This window comes from Salmonella sp. SAL-020 (assembly GCF_017372215.1).
Classification (GTDB): Bacteria; Pseudomonadota; Gammaproteobacteria; order Enterobacterales; family Enterobacteriaceae; genus Salmonella; species Salmonella enterica.
Map to the genome: position 1 here is coordinate 533,540 of NZ_CP071690.1, position 20,016 is coordinate 553,555.

Genomic DNA, 20,016 nt, shown 5'->3' on the forward strand with positions numbered 1-20,016 from the left:
GTGAATGTGCCGGAGAGCGCGGGTATGACGGGTTAACGCTTAAACGTCACGGCTTCCGGCTGGGTCAGGTGCAGCGTCGTCTGGCTCGGCACCGTCTCGGCAATCACTCGCCCGTGGCGAATCGAGTAACGCGCAGGCGTCTGGCGACGTACCGCATCGAATCCATTCTCAGCGGGTAAGATAACCAGATTCGCGGCATTGCCGACGCTCAGACCGTAGTCCTGTAAATGCAGGGTTTTTGCGCTGTGGGTAGTGATCAGATTTAACCCGTCGTTGATTTGCCCATACCCCATCAACTGGCAAACGTGTAACCCCATATGCAGCACCTGCAGCATATTTGCCGTGCCTAATGGATACCACGGATCGAAGACGTCATCATGGCCAAAGCAGACGTTGATCCCCGCTTCCAGCATCTCTTTCACTCGCGTGACGCCACGACGTTTCGGGTAAGTGTCAAACCGTCCTTGCAGATGAATATTCACCAGCGGGTTGGCGACGAAGTTAATCCCCGACATTTTCAACAGACGGAACAGGCGTGACGCATACGCGCCGTTGTACGAGTGCATAGCCGTGGTGTGGCTGGCGGTCACGCGCGCCCCCATGCCATCGCGATGCGCCAGCGCCGCGACCGTTTCGACAAAGCGAGACTGCTCGTCATCAATTTCGTCGCAGTGCACATCGATCAAGCGATCGTATTTTTGCGCCAGGGCGAAGGTTTTGTGCAGCGATTCAACGCCATATTCACGCGTAAATTCAAAGTGCGGAATGGCGCCAATAACGTCAACGCCCAAACGCACGGCTTCCTCTAACAGCGCTTCACCGTTGGGATAAGACAGAATACCTTCTTGCGGAAAGGCGACAATTTGCAGGTCTACCCACGGCGCAACCTCTTGCTTCACTTCCAGCATGGCTTTCAGCGCGGTGAGCGTAGGATCTGAAACGTCAACGTGAGTACGAACGTACTGGATGCCGTTAGCCATCTGCCATTTCAGGGTCTGCATCGCGCGCGCTTTCACATCTTCATGCGTGAGCATTGCTTTACGTTCTGCCCAGCGCTCAATCCCTTCAAACAGTGTGCCGGACTGGTTCCAGCTCGGTTCACCCGCCGTTTGCGTGGTATCCAGGTGGATATGTGGCTCAACAAACGGTGGAATAGCCAGGCCGCCTTCGGCATCAAGCACTTCGCCCTGCGGTAACGATGCGGCTTCCTGAGGCTCAATCCGGCTAAAGCGCCCGTTTTCAATCGTAATCTGCCATAATCCTTCGTGTCCCTGCAGACGCGTCTGACGAATAGTGATGTTATTGTTCTGCATGGCTGACCTCTGGTGATTTAGCAAGGCTGCGGTTGAAAAGTGGATTCAGCAGGATATAGCTGAAGACGCCGCCGAGTACGGCGTTGACGGGCACAATACCCGGAACATAATGTCCGGCGGCGATGCCCAGCGCGACGGAAAGAATAGCAATCCAGTTAACGGGAATAAAGCGCACGGTGTTGAAGTCGGCATAGCGGCGGCGGTTCAACAGATAGTCGGCAATAATCACTCCGCCAATCGGTGGGATGGCAGATGACAGGAACGTCAGCCAGCCGACAAAATTATTGTAAAGCCACAGCGCGCACACGGTACCGATAATCCCGTTCACCACCGACAGCGTACGGCTGGAAAGACCGGTAATATTGGCGAAGCCCAGACCCGATGCGTACAGCGCGTTATCGTTGGTGGTCCAGATATTCAGGCCAAGCACCACAATCGCGGGCAGCAGCAGCCCCTGCGCTATCATCACGTCAGAGATATCCGCCTGACCGACGGCGGCAGCGCCTGCCGCGCCAAAGATAAACATCAGCGAGTTGCCGAGGAAAAAAGCGACCATCGCAATCAGTACGGCGCTTTTGGCATGACGCCCGAAGCGGACGAAGTCGGCGGTCAATGTACCGGCGCTGACAAACGAGCCCACCACCAGCGCCAGCGCGCTGGAAAAATCCAGCGGCGTCTGCGGCACTATCGTTTTTAAATGCTCCAGCCCACCCACGCCGCTGACCGCCAGCCAGACGGAGTAGCTGCCCAGTATAACGATCGCGGGTACGGCAATGATAGACAAAATGGTCAACGCCGAGATGCCGAAAAAAATGGTCAGGGTCATCAGTAGACCCGAAATGGCAATCAGAATATTGGCATCAATGCCCGTCGCTTTACTGACCGGAATAGCGAACATCGCTACGCCAACGCCAAACCAGCCTACCTGTGTGCCGCCTAGCAGCAGCGAGGGAAGCCATGATCCTTTAACGCCAAAGGAGTAACGTGCAAGGAGGTGGGTGGAGAGTCCGGTTTTTGCGCCGATGTAACCAAGAAATGCAGTGTAGATACCGAGGAGGAGATTACCGAAGAGAACTGCGAGGAAGAAATCGTGATAGGTAAGACCGGTGCCGAGTGTCCCTCCGGTCCACATACTGGCGGAAAAAAACGTTAAACCCAACATGACAAACGTCAGTGGAATCACGCCCTTCCGCGCCGCCAGAGGGACGGGGCCCTGGCTATAATTGTTGTCCTGCGACACAACGCCTCCATGAATTTTGCCCAAAAAATCCGCCGCATAATATACAGTTCTCAGAATAAAGCAAACGTTTTCGTATGATATTTTTTTGATAATTATTCATGATATTAATGGTTCGTTAGTTTTTCTCCGTTGTCAGTGAACCACCGCGTGTGAGTTGAGTTTCCAGCATGGTTTGCGAACGAATAAGTTCGTCTGTGAGTAATTTTTCGTCGGGCAACTGCACTTTGTACTCGCTCGCCATGATGGTGTTTGGCAGGCCAGTCAGCGCGTAATGCGCTTCCCCCGCGCCTTTCCCTGCGCACAAAACCAGGCCGACTGGCGGGTTTTCTCCGGGCATTGTCCAGTGCTCTTTGGCATAGTTCAGGTACATATTCATCTGCCCGGCATCCGCATAACCGAATTTGCCTACTTTCAGGTCAACGAGCAACAGGCAGCGCAAGCGACGATGGAAGAACAGCAGATCGACGCGGAACCAGCTATCGTCTATGCGTAGTCGGCGTTGGCGGCCAACAAAAGCAAAATCGTTACCGAGCTCCAGCATAAAGTCCATCAGGTGGCTGAGCAGCGCGTCTTCGAGATCTGATTCGGAATACTCGTCCTTCAGGTTAAGAAATTCCAGAATGAACGGGTCGCGTATGGCTTGCTCCGGCAAAACGTTTGGCTCGGCGGGTGCAGGCTGCTGCAACATGGCGGATTTGTCGTGGGACAGTAGCGTTCGTTCGTAAAACTGAGTGGCGATTTGCCGATCGAGCTGCCTAACTGACCAGCCGTTACGTAGCGTCTCTTTCTCGTAAAAAGTGCGGGCATCGGGATTTTTTACCGACAAGAGGCGGACATACGCTGACCAGGGAAGAGGGAATGTTTTGGCGAGCGGTATGAGATTTGAAAATTCCGCAGACAGTGTCTGCGGAATTTCAATGTGTTGAAAACAAAGATAAAATGTACGAATTTGCCATAGGTTTCTGGTGGAAAAACCGCGCTTATAGCGCTGACTTAAATCTACCGATAATCGTTCGATAAGCTGAGTACCATAGGCCGCTCGCGCTTCTCCTCCCTGTTCAAATTCGACAATGCGTCGGCCAATTTCCCAGTAGGTGGCAGTCATAATGGCATTGATGCTGCGCACGGTCTCGGTACGTGCCGTATCGACCAGACGAATAATACCGTCATGAATTTGCTGATATTCATCAGACTGTGGCACTAAAGTTGGATTCGTCATGTCATCCCTTACGTGATAGTTTTATTGTGAAATTAGAACGCTATCAATACGCTTCAGGCGTAAACGGATCAATCCATGAACGGATTTTACATGGCATTACATCTCGATTTACGAGCGGGTTTCCAGAATCGGCAGGAGAGATATTGAGGAGAGGAATATCGGCTCCCCAGCCATCAGCCAAGGCAGTAAGCGGGGAGCCGGAAGGGTTATACTTCGAGGTAGTTCATAATCCCGTCAGCCGCTTTACGGCCTTCGGCAATCGCCGTCACCACCAGATCGGAACCGCGCACGATGTCGCCACCGGCGAAGATTTTCGGGTTGCTGGTCTGGAAAGCATTATCGCTGCGTTCCGGCGCGATAATTCGTCCCTGCGAGTCCAGTTCCACGCTGTGTTTCGCCAGCCATTCCATGCTGTGTGGACGAAAACCAAACGCCATCACCACCGCATCAGCCGGAACCACATGCTCGGAACCGGCGACGATCTCTGCCCGCCGACGGCCTTTGGCATCCGGTTCGCCCATTTCAGTGCGCACCATTTTTACGCCGCTCACTTTGCCGTTGGCATTGACTTCAATGCCCAGCGGTTGAACGTTAAACTGAAATTCGACACCTTCCTCGCGCGCGTTCTTCACTTCGCGTCTGGAGCCCGGCATGTTCTCTTCATCACGACGATAAGCACAGGTTACGTGCGTTGCGCCCTGACGAATGGAGGTACGTACGCAGTCCATTGCGGTATCGCCGCCGCCCAGCACCACCACGCGTTTGCCTTCCATGCTGACATATGGTTCGTCGCTGGTTTCGCCAAACCCCATGATCTGCTTCGTATTGGCGATCAGGAACGGCAGAGCGTCGAAAACCCCGTCCGCATCTTCATTTTCCAGCCCGCCGCGCATCGACTGATAGGTGCCGACGCCAAGGAATACCGCATCGTAATCTTTCAGCAGATCTTCAAGCTGTACATCACGACCCACTTCGGTATTAAGTTTGAACTCAATACCCATGCCGGTGAAGATCTCACGGCGGCGGGTCATGACTTCTTTCTCCAGCTTGAAGGCCGGGATACCGAAGGTCAGCAGACCACCGATTTCCGGATGGCGATCAAAGACCACCGCCTTCACGCCGTTGCGGGTCAGCACGTCGGCGCACGCCAGCCCTGCCGGACCTGCGCCGATTATCGCTACCCGTTTGTCCGTCTGGCGTACGCCGGTCATATCCGGGCGCCAGCCCATCTCAAACGCTTTATCGTTGATATAGCGCTCAATGTTACCGATGGTCACTGCGCCGAACTCATCGTGCAGCGTACAGGAGCCTTCGCACAGGCGGTCCTGCGGGCAGACGCGGCCACACACTTCCGGCAGGGTGTTGGTCTGGTGCGATAGCTCAGCCGCCTCAAAAATACGCCCTTCGTTAGCCAGTTTCAGCCAGTTCGGGATGTAGTTATGTACCGGACATTTCCACTCGCAGTAGGGGTTCCCGCAGGACAAACAGCGATCCGCCTGGGCTTTCGCCTGACCTTCAGAAAACGGTTCGTAGATTTCAACAAACTCGATCTTACGGAGCTTCAGCGGTTTCTTCGGCGGATCAACGCGCTGCAGGTCGATAAATTGATAAACATTCTGGCTCATTTCAATTCCTTACTGCGCCTGCACGCGCAATTCTGCCGCACTACGACTACGGTGGCCCAACAGGGCTTTGACATCGCTGGACTTGGGCTTAACTAACGCGAATTGGGTTGAGAAGCTTGACCACCTGGACAGGATCTCTTCGCCGCGTTGCGAACCAGTATGCTGCACGTGCTCGGTGATCAGGCCGCGCAGATGCTCTTCGTGGATAGCCAGCGAATCAACGTCCAGTACTTCTACCAGTTCCGGGTTCACGCGTTTACGGAATTCGCCATCTTCGTCCAGCACATAGGCGAAGCCGCCGGTCATCCCCGCGCCGAAGTTAACGCCGGTTTTACCCAGCACGCAGACGATGCCGCCGGTCATGTATTCACAGCCGTTGTCGCCGATGCCCTCTACTACGGTAATCGCCCCGGAGTTACGCACGCCGAAACGTTCGCCCGCGCGGCCCGCCGCGTACAGACGGCCACCGGTGGCTCCATACAGGCAGGTGTTGCCGATAATGCTGGCTTTATGGCTGAGGAAGGCGGAACCTACCGGTGGTCTGATGGCGATCAAACCGCCTGCCATACCTTTACCGACATAGTCGTTGGCATCGCCAGTCAGATATAACTCTACGCCGCCCGCGTTCCACACGCCAAAGCTCTGGCCTGCGGTACCGCTGAAGTGCGCTTTAATCGGATCGGAAGCCAGCCCCTGATCGCCGTGGGTCTGTGCGATGTAGCCGGAAAGCGACGCGCCGACGGAACGATCGGTGTTGCGGATGTCGAACCAGAAGGTTTTGCTCTGGCGCGCATCGACAAACGGTTTCGCCTGCTGCAACAGTTGCGCATTCAGCACGCCGTTATCAAACGGCGGGTTATTTTCGGTGCAGTACAGCGCTTTACCCGGATGAGGTTCAGCGGTTTCCAGTAGACGAGACAGCGCCAGCTTCTGCTGTTTAGCGGTGAAGCCCTCCAGCTCTTTCAGCAGGTCGGTGCGGCCAATCAAATCCACCAGGCGGGTCACGCCAAGCGAAGCCATCAGCTCGCGCACTTCGCGGGCGATAAATTCAAAGTAGTTGGTTACCTTGAACGGCAGGCCGTGATAGTGGTTCTTACGCAGTTTTTCATCCTGCGTCGCCACGCCGGTTGCGCAGTTGTTCAGATGGCAAATGCGCAGGTATTTACAGCCCAGCGCCACCATCGGGCCGGTGCCGAAGCCGAAACTTTCCGCACCGAGAATTGCCGCTTTAATGATATCGACGCCGGTTTTCAGACCGCCGTCCACCTGCAGACGAATCTTGTGACGCAGACCGTTGGCGACCAGCGCCTGCTGGGTTTCAACAAGTCCGAGTTCCCACGGACAGCCCGCATATTTCACCGAAGAGAGCGGGCTGGCGCCGGTACCGCCGTCGTAGCCGGCGATAGTGATCAGATCCGCATAGGCTTTCGCCACGCCGGTCGCGATGGTGCCGACGCCCGGTTCGGACACCAGCTTCACGGAGATCATCGCCTTCGGGTTGACCTGTTTGAGGTCGAAAATGAGCTGCGCTAAGTCCTCGATAGAGTAAATATCGTGGTGCGGCGGCGGGGAGATCAGCGTCACGCCCGGCACTGAATAGCGTAGTTTAGCGATATACGGAGTGACTTTATCCCCCGGCAACTGACCGCCTTCGCCCGGTTTCGCGCCCTGCGCGACTTTAATCTGAATCACATCGGCATTGACCAGGTACGCTGGCGTCACGCCAAAACGGCCGGAAGCCACCTGCTTGATACGCGACACTTTATTGGTGCCGTAGCGCGCCGGGTCTTCGCCGCCTTCGCCGGAGTTGGAGTTGCCGCCGAGGCTGTTCATCGCTTCCGCCAGCGCTTCGTGCGCTTCCGGACTTAATGCGCCGATAGACATGGCTGCGGTATCAAAGCGTTTAAACAGCTCACTGGCGGGCTCAACCTCGTCGATAGTCACCGCCTCGCCGTCTGGATGTATCGCCAGCAGATCGCGCAGCGTTGCCGCCGGACGCTCATTGACCAGTTTGGCGTATTCCTGATAATCGCTGTATTCGCCGCTCTGTACCGCCTGTTGCAGGGTACGCACGACATCCGGGTTATAGGCGTGATATTCGCCGCCGTGGACGTACTTCAGCAGGCCGCCCGGGCTAATGGGTTTGCGCGCCAGCCAGGCGCGTTTGGAGAGATTCAGCAGATCCTGCTGGAAGTCATCAAAGCTCGCGCCGCCGATACGGCTGACCACGCCCTGGAAGCACAGGTTTACCACATCATCGTGCAGTCCGACCGCTTCAAACAGTTTGGAGCAGCGGTAAGAGGCAATGGTCGAAATGCCCATTTTGGACATAATCTTGTACAGCCCCTTGTTGATGCCGTTACGGTAGTTCTGCATCACGGTACGGTAGTTTTTGGCGATGGCCTGGGTATCAATCAGACGCCCCAGCGTTTCGTAGGCCAGGTACGGATAGATAGCCGTTGCGCCAAAGCCGAGCAGTACCGCAAAGTGATGCGGATCGCGGGCGCTTCCGGTTTCTACGATGATGTTGGCGTCGCAGCGCAGGCTTTGTTCTACCAGACGCGTTTGCACCGCGCCCACCGCCATCGGCGCGGGGACCGGCAGGCGATTCTTACCGATATTGCGATCCGAGAGGACCAGCAGCACGGTGCCGTTGCGCACCATCTGTTCCGCTTTATCGCACAGCGCCTTAACCGTCGCGTTCAGTGTGGTTTCGGTCACGTCGAAGGTGATATCCAGACGGTCAGCGCGATAATGCTCCTCTTTCATGGTGGTGAGCTGTTTGAAATCGGAGTACAGCAGAATTGGCGATTTAAAACTCAGGCGATGGGCCTGACCTTCCGCTTCGCAGAAGACGTTCATTTCGCGACCGATGCTGGTGGCGAGCGACATGACGTGCGCTTCACGCAGCGGGTCGATAGGCGGGTTAGTGACCTGCGCGAACTGCTGGCGGAAGTAGTCGTAAATAATACGCGGCTGGCTGGAGAGCACGGCAAAGGGGGTATCGTCGCCCATTGAACCGACGGCTTCCTGGCCGTTTTCGCCCAATACGCGGATAACCGAGTCCAGCTCTTCGGCGCTGTAGTTAAACTGTTTCTGATAGCTGGCGAGCAGGTCATCGTCCAGTTCGCGGCTACCAACTTCTTCATCAGGCAGCTCTTCAAACGGCACCAGGCGGCGGACGTTTTTCTCCATCCACTCTTTATATGGATGGCGGCTTTTCAGATCGTCATCGGTTTCCGCGGAATGCAGAATACGTCCGCCGCGGGTGTCGATCACCATCAGCTCGCCTGGGCCGACGCGGCCTTTCTCGACCACTTCATCCGGCTGATAGTCCCAGATACCGACTTCGGAGGCGCAGGTGATCAGCTTATCTTTGGTAATGACGTAGCGTGCCGGGCGCAGGCCGTTACGGTCAAGGTTACAGGCGGCGAAGCGCCCGTCGGACATCACGATGCCTGCCGGACCGTCCCACGGCTCCATATGCATGGAGTTAAAGTCAAAGAAGGCGCGCAGATCCTGGTCCATATCGGGGTTGTTCTGCCAGGCGGGCGGCACCAACAGGCGCATGGCGCGGATGATGTCCATCCCGCCTGCCAGCAGCAGTTCCAGCATGTTGTCCAGCGAGCTGGAATCCGAACCGGTTTCGTTAACAAACGGCGCAGCGGACTGTAAATCCGGGATCAGCGGCGTCTGGAATTTATAGGTACGGGCGCGCGCCCACTGGCGGTTGCCGGTGATAGTGTTAATCTCGCCGTTATGCGCCAGGTAGCGGAACGGCTGCGCCAGCGGCCAACGCGGCACGGTGTTAGTGGAAAAGCGCTGGTGGAACAGACAGATGGCCGATTCCAGACGCAGATCCGCAAGATCCAGGTAGAAACGCGGCAGATCCGCCGGCATACACAGACCTTTATAAATGTTGACCAGGTTCGACAGGCTGCATACGTAGAAATCCTTGTCGTTCTGCAGGCGTTTTTCAATGCGTCGGCGGGCGATAAACAGACGGCGCTCCATATCGCGCGGACGCCAGCCCGCCGGAGCGTTGACAAAAATCTGCTCAATACGCGGCAGGGAGGAGAGGGCGATTTCACCGAGCACGCCTTCATTGGTGGGCACATCGCGCCAGCCGACAATCGACAGGGTTTCCTGCTGTAATTCTTCTTCGACAATATGGCGTGACGCGGCGGCCAGTTCAGGATCTTTATTCAAAAAGATCATCCCGACGGCGTAGTTTTTGGCTAAGCGCCAGCCGCGCTCTTCGGCCACGATGCGAAAGAAACGGTCAGGTTTTTGTAACAGCAAGCCGCAACCGTCGCCGGTTTTACCGTCGGCAAGGATCGCGCCACGGTGCTGCATCCGGGCCAGCGCGTGTATGGCGGTACGCACTACCTTGTGGCTAGGTTCGCCTTCTATGTGGGCGATCAGGCCGAAACCACAGTTATCCTTCTCAAGGGATTTATCGTACAACATATCAGTGAACCTCCCCAGGCTCTACGGGACGCTCTCCCAACCGACGGCGCGCGGGCACAGCAAGAGCATGGCGACGGGGCTGGCGCATCATACGCTTACCTCGCATTCGCCCTCTTTGTGTCCTTTGCGCATTGGTAAATACGGTTAAGAGGGAATCTCAATTACTGCATAAATATGATGAGCAGACGGCTCATCCAGAAAGCTTCCAGCGGATCCCCAACTTATCGGGAATCCACACCCAGGTCAAATGGCAAACTGATTTATGCAAAAGTGTGCTGTAGCACAGATAACTTTTTGAATATATTGAAATTAAAAGGTTTTTTATAGAGGGGCTGCTAATACGGAGCGGCAGAAAGCCTGTGATCTGTCTCACTATAAGAGCCGCTCGCCAGACGTTATCTGACCTTTCTTTTTCAAAAATCTTGGCATTTTATGCTGTTTTAAGCGTGAGCAGTATTGAATGCTACTGTTTTTATCGATGACCCAGCAGACGCTGAAAAAAGAGGGGAATATCAGGAAAAATCATCAACGGGATTATGAATGAAATGTCGTTTATTTTGCTTGATTATGCAACGGATAAAAGCCTTCCGGGACGATTGATCCAGGTCATCGCCAAAGGAGACTAAAAATGGCAGGCTTTGGCCTCTTTTTAAGAGGCGGTCTATCAGATTATGCAGTTACAGAAATTAGTCAATATGTTTGGTGGGGATCTTTTACGTCGGTATGGGCAAAAGGTTCATAAGCTGACGCTTCATGGCGGTTTTAGCTGCCCTAACCGCGACGGCACCATCGGGCGTGGCGGTTGCACCTTCTGTAATGTCGCCTCTTTTGCCGATGAGGCGCAGCAGCATCATTCGATTGCCGAGCAGCTTGCGCATCAGGCGCATCTGGTGAACCGCGCTAAACGTTATCTGGCCTATTTCCAGGCCTACACCAGCACCTTTGCGGAAGTGCAGGTGCTGCGTTCCATGTATCAACAGGCGGTCAGCCAGGCCAGTATCGTCGGGTTATGCGTCGGTACGCGTCCGGATTGTGTCCCGCAGGCAGTAGTAGATTTACTGTGTGAATATAAAGATCAAGGCTACGAGGTATGGCTGGAACTGGGATTGCAAACCGCGCACGATAAAACCCTGCACCGAATTAACCGCGGGCATGACTTCGCCTGCTATCAGCGTACCACCCGGATTGCCCGGGAGCGCGGGCTGAAAGTGTGTGCGCATCTGATTGTGGGGCTGCCGGGAGAAGGGCAGGCAGAATGCCTGCAAACCATGGAGCGTGTGGTGGAGACGGGCGTTGACGGTATTAAACTGCATCCGCTGCATATTGTGAAAGGCAGTACGATGGCCAAAGCCTGGGAAGCGGGGCGGCTGAACGGCATCGAACTGGACGACTACACGCTAACGGCAGGTGAGATGATTCGTCATACGCCGCCGGAGGTGATTTATCACCGAATTTCAGCCAGCGCTCGCCGTCCGACGCTGCTTGCCCCGCTGTGGTGCGAGAATCGCTGGACGGGGATGGTTGAGCTGGACAAATACCTGAATGAGCATGGCGTACAGGGCTCTGCGCTGGCCCGTCCCTGGATACCACCTGTAGCGTAGCGTGATGAGGGGCGCTACGCATATTTCGCACAATATTCAACGCGGTTCCCATAATTGGGTATTATGTGCGAAGTTGTGGTGAAGGAATCCTCTATGAAGCAAATTCGTATGCTGGCGCAATACTATGTCGACCTGATGATGAAATTGGGTCTGGTGCGCTTTTCCATGCTCCTGGCGTTGGCATTGGTGGTGCTGGCGATTGTCGTGCAGATGGCGGTGACCATGGTGCTGCATGGTCAGGTTGAAAGTATCGACGTTATTCGTTCCATCTTTTTTGGCCTGTTAATTACGCCCTGGGCGGTCTATTTCTTATCCGTTGTTGTTGAACAACTGGAAGAGTCAAGGCAGCGACTGTCGCGTCTGGTGCAAAAGCTGGAGGAGATGCGCGAGCGCGATCTCAAGCTTAACGTACAGTTGAAGGACAATATTGCCCAGCTTAATCAGGAAATTGCCGATCGCGAAAAAGCGGAAGCGGAGCTGCAAGAGACATTTGAACAGCTAAAAGTAGAAATTAAAGAGCGTGAAGAAGCGCAAATCCAGCTAGAACAGCAATCCTCTTTTCTGCGCTCCTTTCTGGACGCCTCGCCGGATTTGGTTTTTTATCGTAATGAGGATAAAGAATTTTCCGGCTGTAACCGCGCAATGGAATTGCTAACCGGCAAGAGCGAAAAACAGCTGGTGCATTTGAAGCCGGAAGATGTGTACTCTCCCGAAGCGGCGGAGAAAGTCATTGAAACCGATGAAAAAGTATTCCGCCATAACGTCTCCCTGACCTACGAACAGTGGCTGGATTACCCGGACGGACGAAAGGCCTGCTTTGAAATTCGTAAAGTGCCTTATTACGACCGTGTCGGTAAACGTCATGGCCTGATGGGATTTGGTCGTGATATTACCGAACGTAAGCGTTATCAGGACGCGCTGGAACGCGCCAGCCGCGACAAGACCACATTTATCTCTACCATCAGTCATGAGCTGCGCACCCCGCTTAACGGCATCGTCGGTTTAAGCCGCATCCTGCTGGATACCGATCTTACCGCCGAACAGGAAAAATACCTTAAGACAATCCATGTCTCCGCCGTGACGTTAGGCAATATTTTCAATGATATCATTGATATGGATAAGATGGAGCGGCGTAAGGTTCAGCTTGATAACCAACCGGTTGATTTCACCAGCTTTATGGCCGATCTGGAAAACCTTTCCGGTTTGCAGGCGCAGCAAAAAGGGCTACGTTTTGTGCTTGAGCCGACGCTGCCGCTGCCGCACAAAGTCATTACCGACGGAACGCGTCTGCGCCAGATTTTATGGAATTTGATCAGCAATGCGGTGAAATTTACTCAGCAGGGCCAGGTGACGGTGCGGGCGCGCTATGATGAAGGCGACATGCTGCACTTTGAAGTGGAAGATTCCGGGATCGGCATTCCGCAGGATGAGCAGGATAAAATTTTCGCCATGTATTATCAGGTGAAAGACAGTCATGGCGGTAAACCGGCGACGGGTACCGGTATCGGGCTGGCGGTCTCCCGTCGGCTGGCGAAAAATATGGGCGGCGATATTACCGTTTCCAGTCTGCCGGGCAAAGGATCGACCTTTACGCTAACGGTTCATGCGCCAGCGGTGGCGGAAGAGGTGGAGGACGCCTTTGATGAAGACGACATGCCGCTGCCGGCGCTGCATGTTCTGCTGGTCGAAGATATTGAACTGAACGTGATCGTAGCGCGTTCGGTACTGGAAAAACTGGGTAACAGCGTGGATGTCGCGATGACCGGCAAGGCGGCGCTGGAGATGTTCGCGCCAGGCGAATATGACCTGGTCTTGCTGGATATTCAGCTACCGGATATGACGGGTCTGGATATTGCCAGAGAACTGACCCGTCGCCACACGCGGGAAGATTTACCGCCGCTGGTAGCGCTTACGGCTAACGTTCTGAAAGATAAAAAAGAGTATCTGGACGCTGGTATGGACGATGTGCTGAGTAAGCCGCTGTCGGTGCCAGCCTTAACCGCGATGATTAAAAAATTCTGGGATGCCACCGATAAAGAGGAGAGTACCGTGACGCCTGAAGAGAGCGATAAAGCGCAAGCGCTGCTGGATATCCCGATGCTGGAACAGTACATCGAGTTGGTTGGGCCTAAATTGATCACCGACGGTCTCGCGGTGTTTGAAAAAATGATGCCCGGCTATTTAAGCGTGCTGGAGTCCAATCTGACGGCGCGTGACAAAAAAGGCGTCGTTGAGGAAGGGCATAAGATTAAAGGCGCAGCCGGTTCGGTAGGGCTGCGTCATCTGCAACAGCTTGGCCAGCAAATCCAGTCGCCGGATCTTCCTGCCTGGGAAGATAATGTCGCGGAATGGATTGAAGAGATGAAGCAGGAGTGGCAGCACGATGTCGCGGTGCTGAAAGCCTGGGTGGCAAACGCGGAAAAAAAATGACCCCGGTTTGACCGGGGTGCGCGAATACTGCGCCAACACCAGGGAAATCGTGGCTGCGCCGTGCTTATTATGATGATGTCAAAGGCGCAGTCCTGTTTTCAGGCCGCACGCAGTTAAGATAGCAAATCCTAAATGATTTGTTACATGAATCATTTAAATGTGTGAAGCGTAGCATTTTAATCAAAATTATTAATGGGCTTGAGTCGGTTGCAGGAGGATGTTCACCATGAAAAAAATTGGCGTAGTGCTCAGCGGATGCGGCGTCTATGACGGCACCGAAATTCATGAGGCCGTTCTGACGCTGTTGGCCATTGCCCGCAGCGGCGCGCAGGCTGTCTGCTTCGCGCCGGATAAACCACAAGCGGATGTGATTAATCACCTGACCGGCGAAGCGATGGCGGAAACGCGTAACGTCCTGATTGAGGCGGCGCGTATTACGCGGGGCGATATTCGTCCCCTGTCCCAGGCGCAGCCAGAGGAACTGGATGCGCTCATTGTGCCCGGTGGTTTCGGCGCGGCGAAGAACCTGAGTAATTTCGCCAGCCAGGGGAGCGAATGCCGGGTGGATAGCGATGTCGTCGCGCTGGCGAAGGCCATGCACCAGTCCGGCAAGCCGCTGGGATTCATCTGTATCGCGCCCGCAATGTTGCCGAAAATCTTTGACTTCCCGCTACGTCTGACAATAGGGACGGATATTGATACCGCTGAAGTACTTGAAGAGATGGGCGCCGAACACGTACCTTGCCCGGTTGATGATATCGTTGTGGACGAGGATAACAAGGTCGTGACCACCCCTGCCTATATGCTGGCGCAGGATATCGCCCAGGCGGCAAGCGGCATTGATAAATTAGTGTCGCGCGTGCTGGTTCTGGCGGAATGAGCAAACGACGCATCGCGCCGTTAACGTTTTTGCGCCGTCTACTTTTACGTATCCTTGCTGCGCTCGCCGTCTTTTGGGGCGGCGGCATTGCGCTGTTTAGCGTGGTTCCGGTGCCTTTTTCGGCGGTGATGGCGGAACGGCAGATTAGCGCCTGGCTCGGCGGAGAGTTCGGTTATGTGGCGCATTCTGACTGGGTCAGTATGGCGGATATCTCGCCGTGGATGGGGCTGGCGGTAATTGCGGCGGAAGACCAGAAGTTCCCTGAGCACTGGGGCTTTGATGTTCCGGCGATTGAAAAAGCGCTGGCGCATAATGAGCGGAATGAGAGCCGTATTCGCGGCGCCTCTACGCTTTCGCAGCAAACGGCGAAAAATCTCTTTTTATGGGATGGACGCAGTTGGCTGCGCAAAGGTCTGGAGGCCGGGCTAACGCTGGGCATTGAAACTGTCTGGAGCAAAAAGCGCATTCTCACGGTTTATCTGAATATCGCGGAGTTTGGCGATGGTATTTTTGGCGTGGAGGCTGCGGCACAACGGTATTTTCATAAACCTGCCAGTCGCTTGAGTGTGTCTGAAGCCGCGTTGCTGGCGGCGGTATTGCCAAATCCGTTACGCTATAAGGCGAATGCGCCGTCTGGCTATGTGCGTAGCCGGCAGGCGTGGATTATGCGCCAGATGCGACAACTGGGCGGGGAATCTTTTATGACGCGCAACCAGCTTAATTAATTTTGCCGATTGGCGGCGCGAACGCCTTATCCGGCCTGCGATCTGTGTCGTCCAGGCCTGATAAGCACAGGCCATTAAGCTTCGTGAGAAGTAAGCGCCAGCCGTTTCTTGTCTTTTGGCTGCTCGTCCCTCTCCAGGGCAACGGCCAGCGCAGGCTGGGCGATAAACCGCTGCCACACTCTCTCCAGTTTGCGTTCACAGCACCATGTTGACCAGGTCGCCAGCGGGATAAAGGTACTTTCCCCCAGATTGTCGCAAACCACCGGAACCACTTCTGACTCGCTGATACGCTGGCACAGGATATTTTGCGGCTTCAGCGACATCGTCACAATATGGTTATCCAGCAGGTAACGTTTCAGTTTTTTCAGTAGCCGCCGCAGGACAGCGACATCCTCTTCATAACGACATTGCGCGGCGAACTCGGTCAGGGTAATAGAGGGCGCGCCGTTGAAATCGGTAATCATGTCGTAGACATAGCCGGTGCCGCAATCGGTTTCTACCGTGCCGTAATAACGGGGGATAGCGCTCCAGTCCGTCAGGTAGCGGGACAGATGCGCATAGTAGCTCAGTTCACGCCGAATCTCTTTATCACCGCCGTGGTCACGGTTGTAAATAACTTTTATGCAACGCCGGGCATTATCCGGATGCGTATAGCATTTACGATGTCGACCAGCGCCCAGCGGAGTCTGTTCGGATAAAAGGATCATGGCAAGTCCTGGAAAAATTTATTCACATAAATTTAGTATGGACAAAGAACTTAAACAAAACCTAAACGAAATTTTTTAAGGTTTTCTTAATGTTTTTATGCATAGGTAAAGCGCACGAAATGTACAAATCTTACGAAAGGGTGGGGCTGCGGGACAAGTGGCAGGCAGGCGTAACACGCCCGGTTTTGGGGTGACTGTCATCAAATACCGGGACGGCGTTGGGGGAAAATAGGGTATAGAGGGGGAGGTTTAGTCTTCGTCAAAGCCGGAATTGAACAGCGCGATAACCGCCGCCAGCGCTTCAACTTCTTGCGGGCCGGTGGCTTCAATTTCGATCTGACGCCCTTTGGCGGAGTCGAGCATTAACAGAGCGATGACGCTGTTTGCTTCCGCTTCGGTGCCTTCGTCATTGCGTAATAGCACCTCGGCGTCAAACCCCTGCATCAGTTCGAAAAGCTTCATGGCAGGCCGGGCATGCATGCCCAGCTTATTGGTGACTTCAACAGTTTGCTTTACGGTCATGTTTTGCGTTTTTCCAGCGTGCGATGGCGAGACTGGACATTTTTACCGCGCGAGCGGAAGTAGTCTGCCAGCTGTTCTGCAATATACACCGAACGGTGTTTCCCGCCGGTACAACCGATAGCGACGGTAAGGTAGCTGCGGTTGTTGGTCTCCAGCATCGGTAACCATAGCTCAAGATAGCTGCGAGTCTGATAGATAAAATTGTGAACTTCTGTGTGTCGGTCAAGAAACGCGGCTACCGGCTTATCAAGCCCGGTCATGGGGCGCAGTTTTGGATCCCAGTGCGGGTTGGGCAGAAAGCGGACATCAAACACATAGTCCGCATCAATCGGGATACCATGTTTAAAGCCGAAGGACTCAAATACCATCGTCAGTTCGCGCTCGCGTTTGCCCAACAGCCGGGTACGCAGCATCTCCGCCAGCTCATGGACGGACATTTCTGAAGTGTCGACGATCAGATCCGCACGTGAGCGTAACGGCTCCAGCAAGTCACTCTCTTTATCGATCGCACTCTCTAAAGAAAGATTTTTGCTGGAAAGCGGATGCAAACGGCGCGTGTCGCTGTAGCGGCGAATCAAGGTATTGCGGTCGGCATCAAGAAACAGCAATTGCGGCGAGAAAGCGCCAGGCAGATTATTCATCGCCTGTTCAAAAATCTCAGGTGATTCAGGCATATTGCGCACATCAATGCTGACGGCGGCGGAAATCTGGCGATCGGCCAGCGTTCGCGCCAGATCGGGCAACAGCACGACGGGGAGGTTATCCACGCAGTAAAATCCCATATCTTCCAGCGCGCGCAGAGCGACAGATTTACCTGATCCGGAACGCCCGCTGACGATCATCAGTACCATGTACCGTTTCTCCTCACAACGACAGAAAGAAATGCCATTGAGTTGTTATGCCTCATTCTGCTCACCTTCGGTGTCAGTAATGATTTGATACAGCTCTTCATCATTCAGCGCCGCGCGCAGGCGGCGGCAGATCGTTTTATCCGCCAGACGTTTCGCCACCAGCGACAGCGTGTGCAGATGCGTTTTAGTTTGATCGGCGGGCACCAGCAGGGCGAAGAGGAGATCGACCGGCTGGTTATCGATGGCGTCGAACGCGATCGGCGTTTCGAGCTGAACGAACACGCCGACGGCGCGTAAGGTATCTTCTTCCAGTTTCCCGTGCGGGATGGCGATACCATTACCAATACCGGTACTGCCCATTTTTTCGCGTGTCAGAATGGCTTCAAACACGACCTGAGGAGGTAAACTGAGCTGTTTTGCCGCCAGTTCGCTGATGATTTCCAGCGCGCGTTTCTTACTCTGACAATGAACGCCGCTACGCGTACACTCCTGGTTAAGTACACTGCTCAGTTGTAGAGTCGTATCGTTATTTATCATAATTTCACCTAAGAACCTGTCCTGTCAGGTTGATGGCCAGGTTCGGAGCGCTAACTGTACAAATGGCCCGTTGTGTCACACAACAGGCCGTCCTGCACTGGCTAACTGCCCGGACAATTAGTGTTGTTTCAGTTTATCTTTATGCCTGGTTAACTGCCTTGCCAGTTTATCAATCAAGCCGTCAATGGCGGCATACATATCCTGGCCTTCCGCGCTGGCGTGAATTTCGCCGCCGTTAACGTGTAGCGTCGCATCCGAGATATGCGTGACCTTCTCCACTTTCAACACCACGTATACCTGATTAATCCGCTCAAAATACTGTTCAAGTTTGGCGAATTTTGTCGTCACAAATTCACGCAGGGCTTCAGTAATTTCGACATTATGTCCGGTGATATTGAGCTGCATAGTGTCTTCCTTATCGGTTGGGTCAAACCAGCTGTTTGCGTTGGTTTGACGGCGGAATGGATAAAGACTCTCGGTACTTCGCAACAGTGCGGCGCGCCACCATGATACCTTGTTCTGACAGCAGAGAGGTTAACTTGCTGTCGCTCAGCGGTTTCGCGGGGTTTTCCGCCGCAATTAACTTCTTCACCAGCGCGCGAATCGCGGTGGAAGAGGCTTCGCCTCCGCCTTCGGTATTGACGTGGCTGGAAAAGAAATATTTGAGTTCAAAAATACCGCGCGGGCTGTGCAAATACTTCTGCGTGGTCACGCGGGATATAGTGGATTCGTGCATCTCGACGGCCTGGGCGATATCCGCCAGTACCATCGGTTTCATATATTCTTCGCCCTGTTCAAAAAAGGCTTGCTGTTGCTCGACGATGCAGCGACTGACGCGCAGCAGCGTGTCGTTGCGGCTTTCAAGGCTTTTTATCAGCCATTTCGCATCCTGTAAATTACTGCGGATGAACTGGCTGTCGGCATCGTTGCGCGCGCTATTGCACATGGCGGCATAGTGCTGGTTAATCTGTAAACGGGGAATACTGTCGCTATTAAGCTCCACCGTCCAGCGACCGTTATGCTTGCGTACCAGCACATCCGGGATAACGTACTCCGGCTCGCCGGTCTGGATCGATTGACCGGGTCTGGGATCGAGCGACTGAATCAGGTTTACCGCCTCTTTCAGCACCTCTTCTTTTAGTCGGGTAACGCGCATCAACGTGCGGAAATCGTGGTTGGCCAGCAGATCAAGATGATCGCAGATAATGAGCCGCGCCTCTTCCAGCCACGGCGTGGATTTGTCGAATTGTGAAAGCTGGATCAGCAGACAGTCGCGAAGATCTTTTGCCGCGACGCCTACCGGATCAAAACGCTGAATACGCTTCAGGACGGCTTCGACCTCATCGAGATCCACCTCTACATCGCCCATGCTTTCGCGAATTTCGTCCAGGGATACGGTGAGATAGCCGGTATCATCTACCGCATCGACAATGGATGTCGCAATAGCGCGATCGGTGTCCGAGAAGGGCGTTAGCTCAACCTGCCACATCAGATAATCCTGCAACGACTGCGTCGTTTCACCCTGATAGACGGGCAGCTCATCGTCGATATAATCGCCGCTGGGGCCGGACGGCGTCCCGGCGGTGTAAATTTCATCCCAACTGGCGTCAAGCGGCAGCTCTTCCGGCATCTCTTTTTGTTCGAGCGCGTCGGCGGTATCGAGAGGATCGTTATCCTGAGGTTGCTGAGTGTCGATTTCGTCATGAAGATCGGTTTGCTCAAGCAGCGGGTTATTTTCCAGCGCTTGCTGGAGTTCCTGCTGAAGTTCCAGCGTAGACAACTGCAACAGACGGATGGCCTGTTGTAGCTGAGGCGTCATTGCCAGTTGTTGGCTAAGCCTGAGTTGCAAACCTTGCTTCATATTCAGAGTCGTTTTCTCCCGCTAGAGCAGCATAG

The 20,016-nt window shown here is 54.3% G+C and carries 15 protein-coding genes; 4 read left to right on the forward strand and 11 right to left on the reverse strand.

Translation table 11 applies throughout. The features are described 5' to 3' along the window. Positions 1-32: 32 nt before the first annotated feature. The 5 genes from J1G48_RS02530 to gltB form a co-directional block, all read right to left on the reverse strand. Positions 33-1,313: a cytosine deaminase gene (locus tag J1G48_RS02530; protein WP_001180689.1), complete on the reverse strand. Its 1,281-nt coding sequence runs from the start codon at positions 1,311-1,313 to the stop codon at positions 33-35. After that, complete coding sequence (codB, locus tag J1G48_RS02535; protein ID WP_000076269.1) at positions 1,300-2,553, reverse strand: cytosine permease; 1,254 nt, start codon at positions 2,551-2,553, stop codon at positions 1,300-1,302. Before codB ends, J1G48_RS02530 begins: the two co-directional genes overlap by 14 nt. Before the next feature lie 115 nt (positions 2,554-2,668). Beyond that, complete coding sequence (locus J1G48_RS02540; RefSeq protein WP_000184323.1) at positions 2,669-3,772, reverse strand: PDDEXK nuclease domain-containing protein; 1,104 nt, start codon at positions 3,770-3,772, stop codon at positions 2,669-2,671. 206 nt (positions 3,773-3,978) lie between these two features. Continuing rightward, positions 3,979-5,397 carry a glutamate synthase subunit GltD gene (gltD, locus tag J1G48_RS02545; RefSeq protein ID WP_000081705.1) on the reverse strand — a complete coding sequence of 473 codons (1,419 nt, stop codon included), beginning with the start codon at positions 5,395-5,397 and terminating at the stop codon, positions 3,979-3,981. Between the two features lie 9 nt (positions 5,398-5,406). Continuing rightward, positions 5,407-9,867: a glutamate synthase large subunit gene (gene gltB, locus J1G48_RS02550; RefSeq protein ID WP_000965032.1), complete on the reverse strand. Its 4,461-nt coding sequence runs from the start codon at positions 9,865-9,867 to the stop codon at positions 5,407-5,409. A 671-nt stretch (positions 9,868-10,538) separates the two neighbouring features. On the opposite strand from gltB, the gene J1G48_RS02555 reads away from it, so the two are divergent. The 4 genes from J1G48_RS02555 (at position 10,539) to mtgA (ending at position 15,503) form a co-directional block, all read left to right on the forward strand. Further along, on the forward strand, positions 10,539-11,468 hold the full coding sequence (locus tag J1G48_RS02555; RefSeq protein WP_001176879.1) for a TIGR01212 family radical SAM protein: 930 nt from the start codon (positions 10,539-10,541) through the stop codon (positions 11,466-11,468). A gap of 93 nt (positions 11,469-11,561) precedes the next feature. Continuing rightward, complete coding sequence (gene arcB / locus J1G48_RS02560) at positions 11,562-13,898, forward strand: aerobic respiration two-component sensor histidine kinase ArcB (RefSeq protein ID WP_000809819.1); 2,337 nt, start codon at positions 11,562-11,564, stop codon at positions 13,896-13,898. Between the two features lie 226 nt (positions 13,899-14,124). Beyond that, positions 14,125-14,778 carry an isoprenoid biosynthesis glyoxalase ElbB gene (gene elbB / locus J1G48_RS02565; protein WP_000719822.1) on the forward strand — a complete coding sequence of 218 codons (654 nt, stop codon included), beginning with the start codon at positions 14,125-14,127 and terminating at the stop codon, positions 14,776-14,778. Then, entirely contained in the window at positions 14,775-15,503 is a 729-nt protein-coding gene (gene mtgA, locus J1G48_RS02570) for a monofunctional biosynthetic peptidoglycan transglycosylase (protein WP_000044648.1), read from the forward strand. Before elbB ends, mtgA begins: the two co-directional genes overlap by 4 nt. 74 nt (positions 15,504-15,577) lie before the next feature. Here mtgA and yrbL read toward each other — a convergent pair whose 3' ends face one another. From yrbL to rpoN, 6 genes are all read right to left on the reverse strand, one after another. Continuing rightward, positions 15,578-16,210, reverse strand: coding sequence for a PhoP regulatory network protein YrbL (yrbL, locus tag J1G48_RS02575; protein WP_000602193.1), 633 nt, complete (start codon positions 16,208-16,210; stop codon positions 15,578-15,580). Between the two features lie 249 nt (positions 16,211-16,459). Further along, on the reverse strand, positions 16,460-16,732 hold the full coding sequence (gene npr, locus J1G48_RS02580) for a PTS phosphocarrier protein NPr (protein ID WP_000216797.1): 273 nt from the start codon (positions 16,730-16,732) through the stop codon (positions 16,460-16,462). Continuing rightward, positions 16,729-17,583, reverse strand: coding sequence for an RNase adapter RapZ (gene rapZ / locus J1G48_RS02585; protein WP_000243749.1), 855 nt, complete (start codon positions 17,581-17,583; stop codon positions 16,729-16,731). The genes npr and rapZ overlap by 4 nt, the downstream gene beginning before the upstream one ends. A 45-nt stretch (positions 17,584-17,628) precedes the next feature. Then, positions 17,629-18,120, reverse strand: coding sequence for a PTS IIA-like nitrogen regulatory protein PtsN (gene ptsN / locus J1G48_RS02590; protein ID WP_000609332.1), 492 nt, complete (start codon positions 18,118-18,120; stop codon positions 17,629-17,631). 117 nt (positions 18,121-18,237) lie between these two features. After that, complete coding sequence (hpf, locus tag J1G48_RS02595) at positions 18,238-18,525, reverse strand: ribosome hibernation promoting factor (RefSeq protein ID WP_001176589.1); 288 nt, start codon at positions 18,523-18,525, stop codon at positions 18,238-18,240. A gap of 22 nt (positions 18,526-18,547) precedes the next feature. After that, complete coding sequence (gene rpoN, locus J1G48_RS02600; RefSeq protein ID WP_000809020.1) at positions 18,548-19,981, reverse strand: RNA polymerase factor sigma-54; 1,434 nt, start codon at positions 19,979-19,981, stop codon at positions 18,548-18,550. Positions 19,982-20,016: the final 35 nt, after the last annotated feature.

Excerpts from the sequence above, each read along its gene's own strand:
- arcB (WP_000809819.1), top strand. The coding sequence starts at position 11,562 with ATGAAGCAAATTCGTATGCTGGCGCAATACTATGTCGACCTGATGATG.
- J1G48_RS02540 (WP_000184323.1), bottom strand. The coding sequence starts at position 3,772 with ATGACGAATCCAACTTTAGTGCCACAGTCTGATGAATATCAGCAAATT.
- yrbL (WP_000602193.1), bottom strand. The coding sequence starts at position 16,210 with ATGATCCTTTTATCCGAACAGACTCCGCTGGGCGCTGGTCGACATCGT.
- npr (WP_000216797.1), bottom strand. The coding sequence starts at position 16,732 with ATGACCGTAAAGCAAACTGTTGAAGTCACCAATAAGCTGGGCATGCAT.
- J1G48_RS02555 (WP_001176879.1), top strand. The coding sequence starts at position 10,539 with ATGCAGTTACAGAAATTAGTCAATATGTTTGGTGGGGATCTTTTACGT.
- ptsN (WP_000609332.1), bottom strand. The coding sequence starts at position 18,120 with ATGATAAATAACGATACGACTCTACAACTGAGCAGTGTACTTAACCAG.
- rpoN (WP_000809020.1), bottom strand. The coding sequence starts at position 19,981 with ATGAAGCAAGGTTTGCAACTCAGGCTTAGCCAACAACTGGCAATGACG.
- gltB (WP_000965032.1), bottom strand. The coding sequence starts at position 9,867 with ATGTTGTACGATAAATCCCTTGAGAAGGATAACTGTGGTTTCGGCCTG.
- mtgA (WP_000044648.1), top strand. The coding sequence starts at position 14,775 with ATGAGCAAACGACGCATCGCGCCGTTAACGTTTTTGCGCCGTCTACTT.
- J1G48_RS02530 (WP_001180689.1), bottom strand. The coding sequence starts at position 1,313 with ATGCAGAACAATAACATCACTATTCGTCAGACGCGTCTGCAGGGACAC.
- hpf (WP_001176589.1), bottom strand. The coding sequence starts at position 18,525 with ATGCAGCTCAATATCACCGGACATAATGTCGAAATTACTGAAGCCCTG.
- gltD (WP_000081705.1), bottom strand. The coding sequence starts at position 5,397 with ATGAGCCAGAATGTTTATCAATTTATCGACCTGCAGCGCGTTGATCCG.
- elbB (WP_000719822.1), top strand. The coding sequence starts at position 14,125 with ATGAAAAAAATTGGCGTAGTGCTCAGCGGATGCGGCGTCTATGACGGC.
- rapZ (WP_000243749.1), bottom strand. The coding sequence starts at position 17,583 with ATGGTACTGATGATCGTCAGCGGGCGTTCCGGATCAGGTAAATCTGTC.